This window comes from Paenibacillus sp. JT31N7 (assembly GCF_059692095.1).
Map to the genome: position 1 here is coordinate 257863 of NZ_JCAUAT010000001.1, position 11435 is coordinate 269297.

Below are 11435 nucleotides of genomic sequence, written 5' to 3' on the forward strand. Positions count from 1 at the left end.
TGCATCTCCAGTCCCATTACGCAAGCGTTCTTGAAATATTAAATACTCATACTCTCGCTTGCGCTAATGACGCGTTAAAACCTCGTAATTAACATTCCATGTAAACACCGTTCACAACGACCCCTTTGGCTTCTATGCTTCTATCGGCTGTCCACTTGACACCTTCCGAATCAACCAGTGTAATCGGACCATTCCGAAGGGTGAATAAGGTTAAATTGGCAACGTCTCCAACTTGTATCCGGCCAAGCTCCGGTTTTCCGAGCCAATTGGCCGCATGATCCGTAACAGCTGCAATCACTTCCTCTAGCGAATCTCCCAAATAAAGAAATTTTGAGAGGACATTGGCCATACTATACACGGGTCCATTTAATCGGTTTCTACGGTAGATGTCCGTGCTAATCGTGTTTAAACCGATGCCATGCTGCTTTGCTGCCTCGGCAATTCTTAACGAAAAGCTTGGCTCTGATTCTTGATGAGCCAACTAATGTACTGGATCCAGCCGGAATTGACAATAAAGGGGATGTTTGTGTCAATAACCTCCGACACAAACATCCCCTTTAAACTAAAAAGGACCCTTGATATTATTGTATTTTAATTATTGTGTCTTTAGACGGCTGCCTCCCCTTCCAATCATTCATGAGCCTTCCACATGCATTCCGTGATCTCCATCCCACTAAAAACAGATGTGAACGAAGAATTCTCTGGGCTGCACGCATACATTCCCAGTTGAATATCCCCGCCTCCCTCAAATAAATGAAAAATACGCATTTGTCTATATTCTACTCCGTCATAGGAGTTCTCGATGCAGAAATCACGATTGCGACGGCTAATTCTGTAAAATATAATTTTAATACTAGCGTCAATATCTGTCGTCGCCCAATCGGAAAATCCGTTGTTCGTCACTACACTGCCTAATCGTTGGTATAGTTCATTTTCGTACTCAATGGAAGCCTTGAACCAATTGTCGCTGTTTTGGTAGATCGCTACACCGCATTGATCAAACCGATTGTTAGTATCAAACTCTGTTCGGACCACAAATGAAAAGTAGGGTTCATGAATCTTAAATAACAGAGCCGGTGCGTTATCGTTTCTAAAACCGTAGTATGTACGCTGCCAGAAGTCCGTTCCAGGCTCTGTTTGAATTACAACTTCATTTTCTCGAATCGAATAACTCGTGGGCTCATTTAACCAAAATAATTGACTTGGATCGTATTTCATGAACTGCCCCTCCTGCTCACTGAATAAGACCCATTATACCGTAAAAATCGGTACTCCAAAACTTGAAGCCGTCACCCTGCGTCCAGACTTGTTCATTTGGGTGATCATATGCTAGATCCTCTCCACAATCATTATTAGCGACGAATTACTTTCATTTCAATATCGCAAGCGCCTGTTCTGCCGCTGCACCTTCATGCACAATCGACATTAACGCAACCGTCATGCCTGCAGGATTCGGATGCTGAATATGCTTTTCTTTATCATTTGTCGTTTTTTTATTAACTTCATACATAGCAGCCGCCACTGAAACATATGACGTTGATTCTATTTTATATATGATTGTTCAAATTATGGAACCACAATCTCACGAGAAAGATCCTCACTTACGGGAAACAATATATGTTCTTGTCCCAATACGGCAAACGATATAAGTTCTTGTCACTGACTTGTGACAAGAACTTATATCGTTAAAATAAAAAAAGCCGCTGCTACGCGACTTTTAAGCATATATGTTCTTGTCGCCCGACATTTCGGCTCGAAACGCGAGACGGATACGGCGTCGTGTGGAGTTCTCTGCGAACAACTGGCGCCACTTTTTTTGCAATGAATGTTATTAAACTAAAACTGCTCTTTAGTTCAACAGCAAGCTGCCAAACGTGCGGCAGACCAAGACTGAAAAAAAATCTTAGACGCCGCTGTTATCATTCAAAACGTTCTTCTTCGTTAGCGTAACGCATTAACAGTCTCTTAAATCAAAAGCTTCTTCTAGTGCAGCGGTATCTTCGAAGATTTGAAAAAACCTTATCTTCTCCTGTTCTACTTCGCAAATAATTGCCCAATCACTCTCGAACACTTTCCCGGTTACATTGACCTTGATGCGGAAATTCCCCCATGCACACGCTGCTTCCTGATTACCGATGAGTTTGTGAAGGACAAACCTCTCTATTTGTTCTGCTTCTTCTAATAAGTTTAAATAATTTCTAACACCTTCTTTTCCATGATATGTGCCGTATAAAGGAATTTTATTAGAGGGCTCTTTTTTAAGAATAATAAATTTCGCTTCATCATGAACCAATTCGATCACTTTATCAATCTGTTTGCTTCCTAATGCTTGAAAATAACTTGTTAGCACTTGTTGGGCACTTTGCATTTTCTACTAATCTCCCTTCGAATGGGCGGAATAAGCTTTGCACAATCCAATAATAACATATAAATCTACCATCCTGCCCGTTGGCTTAACGCCGCCGCTATAAGTCTAGAACTATATTTTCGCGGTCTAACACTTTATTTTCTCAGTCTATACTTTATTCTTGTCATCCGACATGACCATAGCATTTAAAGGCATATTACATTATCAAGTGTTTTTTACTTTTTATTATGCTCATTTTGTTCGCTCTACAGAATACAGAAAAAATTCCATATCTATATTCCTAAAATTCTTAGTATCTTTATCAATAATATTCATACCATTTCGAACAGCAACTTTTTGAGAGGCTATATTTGTGTCCCTAATAATAGAATAAACCCTATTTGCATTAAGAACTGAGAAAGCGTATTCCTTGCAAGCAATTGCCGCTTCTGTTGCGTAACCTTTGTGCCAATACGCTTTTTGAAACAAAAATCCTATTTCCAAAATTTCTTTTTCTCTCCAGCCTTGCATTGTCAAGCCACATTGACCAATCATTTCGTTTGTTTCTTTTAATACAACAGCCCAAAGTCCAAAACCATACTCTTCATATCTTTTAAGATGTCTGTTAAGCCAATTTTGTGCTTCTTCTAAGTTGAATGCACTTTCATAAGCAGCACGCATTACTTCCTCGTCACACATTATTCCGCACAATGCTTCATAATCGGACTGCACCATTTCTCTAATTATAAGACGTTTTGTTTCTATCAAAAATCTCCCACCTTTCTATTATATCAATAACCTCTCAAAAATTCCCGGATCAGCGGTGAGTTGCTGACGCCGGTCCCTATTACGGTCACATCCCGTCCGGCAAGCGATTGGATATAGGTGTTAAAAGTAGGATTCATAAGCACCTCAACTTTGAAAGTATCACTACATCAAATATACTATATTTATAGTAGCTTTTCAGTGGACTTCACCGGTTCCTATAAGTCACCTGCGTTACTGCCTGGACGTCGCGTTGTCTACGCTTATCTCACATCGTTCTCTTTGCGTCTTGAGAAAGATCTTCAATTACGGGAAACGATATATGTTCTTGTCCCAATACGGTAAACGGTATAAGTTCTTGTCACTGACTTGTACCAAGAACTTATATCGTTAAAACAAAAAAAAGCCGCTGTTACGCGACTTTTAAGCATATAAGTTCTTGTCATCCGACATGGTCTTCGAGGAGAAACAACTGTACCTGCCGATAGCCATATTTGCCATCATACTTGAAGTATATCGCCTGAATGAGATCCTTGAGCGGCTTGTCCCGATCCTGCTCTTTTCGCTTCTTGTAGGCATAGAATCCACTTCTGGATACACCGAGCAGGCGGCAGAGTTCCGTGGCGGTTCCGGTTCCCGCCGCCTGCTCGACCACCTCGTATTTTCGCTTCACACCTCCCGCATCCAAATTTCCAAGCACTTTTTTAGCAAGTCATTCTCTCGTTTCAAGCGAACCAATTGCTGATTTTCATCGACGTACGATTCCTTCGCCGCTCCTCTTTGGTCGAAGAGGCCATACTCGCCTTGTTTTTTTATAGCGAGCCATCCACTTTCTCACCCGATCTTGGTCATGAATGTCCAAGTGAGCTGTAATTCTTCGATACGTCCAACCTTCTTCAACATGAAGGCGTATGGCTTCCTTCTTTAGTTCCTCCGTATAGTGCTTGAACTTTTGTCCTTTTCTCGCTGGCATAAAAATGCACCCCCTAGAATTTCATCGGAATTACCCATGGGTTTTTCCAATGTCCATTCTAAGGGGTGCACTTCACTTATGTGATGAGGGTTATCGGCTCTGTGTCTGTACGGTTAGCTCTTTGACAAGCGTTTATCAGCACACTCTCGGTTATGTCACTTGTTGCTGGTACTTCTTGATCAAGTCCACGCCATCGTATGCCAGACTTTCCACACTTGCAGCCTTCTGCAGGATGTAATGCTCAAAAAAGTTCTTCGTATAATCTGTAACAAGATTTCGCATCTCCATAGCATCCCGCTCGCCTCTGAGTTCCGCATTAACACTGGTAAACACGATGTCGCAGTAATCTAAATGCGCAACACGATCAACAGAGAAATAATAGGTTTCCATGCTATTGTTAGCGCCAATTATCGCATTCATGTTATAGTTAGGTTCACAAAACAGTAGCAAGAAGGGTTTCTTAAGGTCGCTGCCCTGAAGGCCGAACGCACCGCTATCCAAGCCAATCCCGCAGGCGAACCGGTCGTCGTCCCGGCAAACAATCGCCGTCGTAAGCCCTCCATAAGAATGTCCGACTATGCCCATGCCGATGTCAAGCAATAATCTGCCCTTAAAGTTGGAATTCAGCTCTCCAGAGTCCAGTTTGTAAAGATAATCGGCTACATACCTTACGTCTTCTGCCTGTAATTCACTATACTCTGTTAACTTGGAAACTATTGGCAGTGCAAGCACGTTATGGCACATCTTAATGGCAGTTTCATCGTCAGGCCGCATCTCCATCTTACCAGCCAACGCCTGCATCTCCGGATCTTCAGAAAGCGCTATAATGACATCCGAAAAATCCTTTGATACATTAAACAGGCGCCCATCTTTACGCTTATACATCGTGCTATTCTGATGGCCGATGCTTACCACAATATATCCCATGCTTGCCAAGTCTGTACAGATCACTGTACCCCATTCTGGAGAACCGCCCCCGCCGCAAACATAGAATAACACCGGGTAGCGCTTTTCCTTCCCGGAGAGAGCAAGGTCGTCGTAACACTGGGTCTTGATATCTGTAGAGAAAGCATCCTTCAACGGAGTGACAAGTGGCTGTTCATTAAACATCTCGTAGACTTCAGGAAACATGTACGTTGATGTAGTCTTCCCTTCGCTACTGTCGGACGGATAGTACACAAACGCCGTCAGTTCTCTTTTGGAGTGATCTGATGCCGTGTACTCCAAATCCATCTGGCTCCGGCCGACAGTATAGCTGCCAATTGGTTCTGGAAATGCGTCATACGTTTTCATTTTCTTGTTCCTCCTTAATTAATAAAAGTGGCGAATGTGAAATACATACGTTATAAGCGCTTTTCAAAACAGTGAAACGATTACTATCTTCAGTGAATCATATCTACTCCTTGGCTTTCTTGAGATCGCTAACCATTTCAGAATATTTATGATCTTCAAGCAGCCCATGACCCATAAAGTCAGCAAAGTATTTGCTAATCTTATGTTGCAGCTTAGAGTCCTTAATATCGAATTCCCTAAAAAACATGACTAAATTAAACTGCATTGACTCAAACATAAAAGAAATCAGGTCGTCGTCAATATCAGGTCGGAGATATCCATCAACTCTCATTCGGCGTAAAATGCCCTTGATTAAAGGGGAGGACTCGCCCTTTAGCACATTCAGATATACTTTAAGTAAAATGTTCTCAGGAATGTATAAAAATGTTTTAGTGAGTTTGATTTCCAACTCATTCAGTGGCTCGGTCACAATGCCATTAACGTTACCAAATAAGCCATTAAGGAAAAACTGGAAAAGGGAATCTTCATTACTGCTATTAAAATACGCAGCTCTTTTCTGGGTCACATTACGTATTAAGAGACAATAAAGGTCATCTTTGTCTTCAAAATACCGATAAAATGTTCCGGGGTGCATGGACAAACAATCCAAAACCATTTTCATAGTTATATCCTCGTAAAGATTATCAACAAAAAGATGCATAGCGCTATTAGATATTTCCTCGCGCCTTGCTTCATCCAAACGAAAGAACGAATTTTTTGGCATAGGCTACTCCTTCATGTGATGTGTGAACTGATTCACACTATAACGATAATTTATTCACATGTCAAGTAGTATTGAAATATTAATATCATTATAAAAAATTAAAACCTTTATAAACCACGTAAAAGACGCAAAAAGCTGCCGATTCAATTGGCAGCCTTTCATGAGAATTGATTGTTGAACATCTGTTTGGGTTATTAAGATACATTTAAGTGTTGGTTTAAACTGCGTAATAAGGTTATCAAACCTTTGAATATCAGATACGTAATCGAACCCATTCTTTCCGCTAAAAGTCCATAGACTATTCGTCATTCGTACAACCACCGCATTGTGTTCAGGGATTACAGTACATGAACAACCAGATGCCCCCAGGGTTTGGTATGTTCCTTCAGGAAGATCTGGTCCAATTTGTTGCCCTTATATTGCTCCCTTATTCAGATGCAAGTTCCCCAGCTTTGGAACGTAATCAAACGGCCAAAGAATGCAAAAAGAAAAAAATGACAGTCCTTTTTTTCTTTTTGATCCAGTCAATGTCCAGTCAAATCAGGAGCTCGGTAGCAAATGTTCTTGAGAGCATAAGCCGAAAAACTGGTTTTTCTAACTGGAAAACGCTTACTTGGTCCACTTTCTTCTCGTCATTCACGTAGAGGCGATATCCAATCACGGAAACATGATCTTGTGCCGCTAGCCAGGACAACTTCATGCTCGTTTGCGTAATATCCGAGACGGTCAGCTCATTGCCCCCCGGCCATACCGGCGCTTCGGTGTCTGGATCGGGTGATTGCGGCAATGTCTTAGCCGAAGTAGTCAGTGCTATACTTTCGTTCCCCGCCGCATCGTAGGCCATGATTTTGAATGTGTAGGTTGTGTCTGCCGCCAAGCTGTCAATGGTGGCTACATAGTCACTGCCGCTTACCGTTTCACGCTCCGTGCCATTCACGTAAATCCGGTAGCCTGCTACACCCACGTTATCCATCGCGCTTGGCCAGGAAAGCTTGACGCTCGTTTGCGCAATGTCCGAAACGGTCAGTGCGCTACCCTCTGGCCATGTCGGCGCTTCGGTACCCGGTTCAGGTCGTTGGGGTGTGACGCTCACTTCGAAATATTCTCAATTACGGCAAACGATATATGTTCTTGTCCCAATGCGGCAAACGATATAAGTTCTTGTCACTGACTTGCGACAAGAACTTATATCGTTAAAATAAAAAAAGCCGCTGCTACGCGACTTTTAAGCATATATGTTCTTGTCATCCGACAATATAATAATGTCGGACTCTTCACTAATGATTTTCGTAATTACATGCATGTCGGCGAAGTTCATTTCCGGACTTCCTAAATCATCTGCATTCATATATTCACGATAAAAGTAAGTCTTCTGCAGCACAGATTTTCTCCAAAAGATGTATGCGTAAAATGTCCGGAAATTTACTATAGCCATGGTTACGCAGATCCCTAAGTTGATTTAAGCAATGGATATGGTTTTTAATCAGTTTTTTTCGAATATATCGATCAATGGATTTAAATGTTTCTTTATTCGCTTTGAATATGGTTTTCAGTTGTTCTTGGTTTAATTCTTGAGTAACGGATCGACTATTCTTTCGTTGAAAATTTGCGCTTGCGAATGGGGTTGTGTTAACTAAAAGGTCAATTCTCCCATACTGGGGTATGAAAAACAGCTTGGTACATGGGTGCTTCTCTTCCCCATTTATTGAAAGCCACCTTAACAAGGAAGAATCTTTAATTTCAGACTCGGCTATGTCCCATTCTCTCCATCTACTATTTGAAAAGTCAGCAAGCTTATAACCACAATTACATGTAAATGGACTTCCCAGCCTTCTATCACTCAACAAGAAAGGGATTTCTTCCTGGCAACTAGTACATCTTGTATGTAGTTTTGTCTTTTTGTAGACAGTCCGTACACCATTTCAAATGATTTGTAAACCAACTGCTTGGCTTCTCTTTAAAATGCTGAAGCGGCTGCAAAAGCAAACTGATTGTTACTTTGTTTTGTTCATGGAGATCGAAATCCAATGTTATTTGTTAAAATCTCTTCGTCAATCCCTTTTAATTCAAACAATTCCTTCCATACATCCCCCACTTTTTTCATATTCCTTAATTTTTGTACTTGGTCTACACCAAACACTTTTAAAATATCATTGCGAGTTGTTTGATTTGCAAACAATATTTTTTCAAATATCGACCAAGGTGCTTCATACTTATGAATCCATTCTTCAGTAAACGCAAAGTATTCCATAGGAATTTCAAAATCTGTCGAAACACCATGCTCCTTACGAATCTCTACGAATAGCTGATAAAGATGCGCTGCTTCCTGTTCTAAGCGATTTCCCTCCTCGTAACCGATAGGAAAAAAGTATTTTGTATAGCTCCAATCACTATCTTTAGGATAGGAAGAAGTTTCTGGAACATCATAACACTTCAAAACAAATCTGATATCATCTAATGATCTCAGTCCCATGAAATGATGCTCGTGTGTCATGAATCGGCCGATAATTTGGGACTTCTTTTGTTCCAGAAAAAAGGTTCTTCGTGAGAGTAATTCTTCCTGTCCAATGGAGATCACTGTCATACTGATCTTCTCCCGGTCCAGCTCATTATATATGTCCATGAGCCAGTTAAAGTGAAATTCTGTTAACCGATGAGCTTCATCCATTACCAAAACAATTCTTCTCATTTTTGATTTTTCTGCTTTCTCTAACATAAGATTGACAATCAAGTATGCGATATGGAAACATCAAATGACCGCTAATCTTTATTAGCGGTCATTTACTTGGAAATCAGTTTTGAAATGCCTACACGTCCTTAGCGTATATTTACGTTAAATTGGCGGCCCCACCAGCCTTTTATCGTTAAGCAAAATTGCGATCAGTATGATGGTTGATTTTCGTTTTGAACGGTACGTGGTGCATAAGCGCAAAGAAAGACGCGTACGCCTTCAGTGATGATACGTTTGGTTTGTTCCTCCTCTAATGTCCCGGCTTTTCTCGGTTGATTAAATACCAATAAAAACGTTAATGCAGCGAAGTGCTTTGCAGCCATTTTAGGATCGAGCACATCGAGCAATCCGTTTTGTCCAAACTCTGTAAACCTCCTGATAATCCCCTCTTCAGTTGCGTTATCCAGCCTTTCAAAAAACGAGTCTGGCAGGTTGGCGGCTTCCACCATAACCAGACGGATCAAAGCCATGTAATCGGACGAACCGTTCGCAGAAGCTACGATTTGTTCGCAAAATAAGATGAGCGCCTGCTCCAGATCCTCGAATTCCCAGAGGTGGTCTGTAATCCCTTGCTCAATCATGTCCAGAACCGCCGAACTGGATTCTTCCACAACGGCAAGCAGTAGGTTCTGTTTGTCGCCATAATAATCATAAACTGTCCGTTTGGAAACTCCCGCTTTAGCTGCGACCGCATCGACGCTGGAACGATCAAACCCATCTGAAAGAAACAGGTCTCGTGCCGCCGCAATAATTTTAGCTCGTTTGTCTGAAGAGCCTTTGCGGATTTTCTTGTTTTCCGTATTATCCATTCTTACGTTTCCCCCTTATAGGTATACTATCAGAAATCGATTAGAGTCCTGCTTTACAAATTACACTGCACGGTGTAGTATAACAAATGTAGCCTATCAAATCAATGATCAAGGAGGATTCTATCCATGAATACCATACCTTCTTTTGTTGATGTTCTCATTGTCGGGGCCGGACCCACAGGGCTTACACTTGCCTGCGACCTTGCCCGTCGAAACATCGACCATCGTATTATTGAACGAAGCACCTTATATAACGTTGCATCTCGCGCTAAAGGAATCCAGCCTCGCTCGCTTGAAGTCGTCGATGATTTGGAGGCCGTTCACTACATTATTGACACAGGTGTTGTGGATCTGCCTGTTCGTTATTATACCGCAGATGGCAGGAGTGTGGACAAGCCGGCTATTACCGTTGCGGCCAGCGCCGAACTTGAGACACCCTATCGTGATCCGGTCTGGATTGCTCAATTTGATGTGGAAAAAGCATTGCGCGACCGATATGCAGTGCTTGGCGGTCAAGTTGAGTTGGGCATGGAAGCTGTAGGGCTTGTTCAGGATTTGGATGGTGTAACGGTAACCGTGAATACACCACAAGGAGAAGAGCAAATTCGCGCTCGTTATGTAGTCGGCGCTGACGGGGGCAAAAGCAATATCCGCAAGTTTATTCACTTGCCGCTGGTTGGGGAAACACACGATCATGAGCGATGGTATCTTGGCGATGTACGATTGGAAGGGTTAGATCGTGACCATATCCATATCTGGACATCTTCGGAGGGGATGGTCGGGGTGACACCGCTGCCGAAATCCGATATTTGGCAACTGCAGGCTACAATTCTGGCAGACATCGAAGAACCAGAGCAGCCGTCGCTAGAGGCATATCAAGCCATGTTTGACCGTCGCGCCGGGGCCGGACGTGTTCGGCTCACGGATGCTTCCTGGCTGTCCATCTACCGGGTCAACGTCCGTATGGTTGAATGTTACCGCAACGGCCGGGTTTTCCTTGCCGGCGATGCTGCTCATGTTCATTCGCCGGCCGGCGGTCAAGGCATGAATACGGGGATGCAGGACGCGTACAACCTCGGCTGGAAGCTGGCGGCTATCATACGCGGAGCGGACACCGCCTTACTCGACACGTACGATGAGGAGCGCCGCCCTGTGGCTCAAGCCGTGCTCGAGGACAGCACGAAGAAGATGGGAGGGGTCGTAGGAACGGCGACTGAAGGCGGAAGGTTGTCCCAATCCTTGAGCACCATATCCGACGATCTGACGAGTGGGCTTCTCATTTCCTATCGGTCAAGTTCTCTTACCCGTCCGTCTGCTCGAACAAATGCTACCCGTTCATTTCCTGGAGATCGTGCTCCTAATGCTACGGGCCTGCAAGGCACCGGGTTTGCAGGAAGTGTCTTTGACCTATTGCGCGGCCCGCACTGGACGCTTTTGGCTTTTGCAAACTGCATCGATCCTTCTCTGAAGAACTTCACCAACGACGAACTCCATGTGCATTATATCCTGCCATCGAAGGTGGAGGGGGCGGAAGGCATAATAGACACAGCAGGGAATGCCTATCGAATTTACGATGTAGCAAGTAAAGAACTCGTATTGATTCGTCCCGACGGTTACATCGCACTGCGTACCTCCATTGATGATACCGCATCGATCTTGAATTACTTGAATTTCATTTATCGCGAAAACTGATTTGGAAAAGCCGGCGGCGATCTTTTACAACATCTCAGGTGACCGCCGGCACTTTTAATGAA

At 43.0% G+C, this 11435-nt stretch carries 12 protein-coding genes and 1 pseudogene; 1 reads left to right on the forward strand and 12 read right to left on the reverse strand.

The annotated features are described in order from the left end of the window. Positions 1–88: 88 nt before the first annotated feature. The 12 genes and pseudogenes from AC58P5_RS01135 to AC58P5_RS01190 all read right to left on the reverse strand — a co-directional run. Positions 89–457 (reverse strand): annotated as a pseudogene (locus tag AC58P5_RS01135) (amidohydrolase/deacetylase family metallohydrolase); the annotation flags it as partial. Positions 458–630: 173 nt separating this feature from the next. Next, entirely contained in the window at positions 631–1218 is a 588-nt protein-coding gene (locus tag AC58P5_RS01140; protein ID WP_497384074.1) for a DUF1349 domain-containing protein, read from the reverse strand. 151 nt (positions 1219–1369) lie between these two features. Then, complete coding sequence (locus AC58P5_RS01145; protein ID WP_497384076.1) at positions 1370–1510, reverse strand: hypothetical protein; 141 nt, start codon at positions 1508–1510, stop codon at positions 1370–1372. Between the two features lie 444 nt (positions 1511–1954). Beyond that, positions 1955–2368 carry a nuclear transport factor 2 family protein gene (locus AC58P5_RS01150; RefSeq protein WP_497384078.1) on the reverse strand — a complete coding sequence of 138 codons (414 nt, stop codon included), beginning with the start codon at positions 2366–2368 and terminating at the stop codon, positions 1955–1957. A 231-nt stretch (positions 2369–2599) separates the two neighbouring features. Further along, positions 2600–3115, reverse strand: coding sequence for a GNAT family N-acetyltransferase (locus AC58P5_RS01155; protein ID WP_497384079.1), 516 nt, complete (start codon positions 3113–3115; stop codon positions 2600–2602). A gap of 439 nt (positions 3116–3554) precedes the next feature. After that, positions 3555–3785 carry a hypothetical protein gene (locus tag AC58P5_RS01160; protein WP_497384080.1) on the reverse strand — a complete coding sequence of 77 codons (231 nt, stop codon included), beginning with the start codon at positions 3783–3785 and terminating at the stop codon, positions 3555–3557. Positions 3786–3860: 75 nt separating this feature from the next. Next, positions 3861–4085, reverse strand: coding sequence for a helix-turn-helix domain-containing protein (locus tag AC58P5_RS01165; RefSeq protein ID WP_497384081.1), 225 nt, complete (start codon positions 4083–4085; stop codon positions 3861–3863). 150 nt (positions 4086–4235) lie between these two features. Beyond that, positions 4236–5378, reverse strand: coding sequence for an alpha/beta hydrolase (locus tag AC58P5_RS01170; protein WP_497384082.1), 1143 nt, complete (start codon positions 5376–5378; stop codon positions 4236–4238). A 103-nt stretch (positions 5379–5481) separates the two neighbouring features. Next, a complete protein-coding gene (locus AC58P5_RS01175) occupies positions 5482–6141 on the reverse strand; it encodes a TetR/AcrR family transcriptional regulator (RefSeq protein WP_042226198.1) in 660 nt (219 codons plus the stop codon). A gap of 535 nt (positions 6142–6676) precedes the next feature. Continuing rightward, complete coding sequence (locus AC58P5_RS01180; RefSeq protein ID WP_497384083.1) at positions 6677–7234, reverse strand: fibronectin type III domain-containing protein; 558 nt, start codon at positions 7232–7234, stop codon at positions 6677–6679. Positions 7235–8149: 915 nt separating this feature from the next. Then, positions 8150–8857 (reverse strand): ATP-binding protein, encoded by a 708-nt coding sequence (locus tag AC58P5_RS01185; RefSeq protein WP_497384084.1) that lies wholly within the window; start codon positions 8855–8857, stop codon positions 8150–8152. 164 nt (positions 8858–9021) lie between these two features. Then, positions 9022–9681, reverse strand: a complete 660-nt coding sequence (locus AC58P5_RS01190) for a TetR/AcrR family transcriptional regulator (protein WP_497384086.1) — start codon at positions 9679–9681, stop codon at positions 9022–9024. A 126-nt stretch (positions 9682–9807) separates the two neighbouring features. On the opposite strand from AC58P5_RS01190, the gene AC58P5_RS01195 reads away from it, so the two are divergent. Continuing rightward, a complete protein-coding gene (locus tag AC58P5_RS01195) occupies positions 9808–11373 on the forward strand; it encodes an FAD-dependent monooxygenase (RefSeq protein ID WP_497384087.1) in 1566 nt (521 codons plus the stop codon). The last annotated feature ends 62 nt before the right edge of the window (positions 11374–11435 follow it).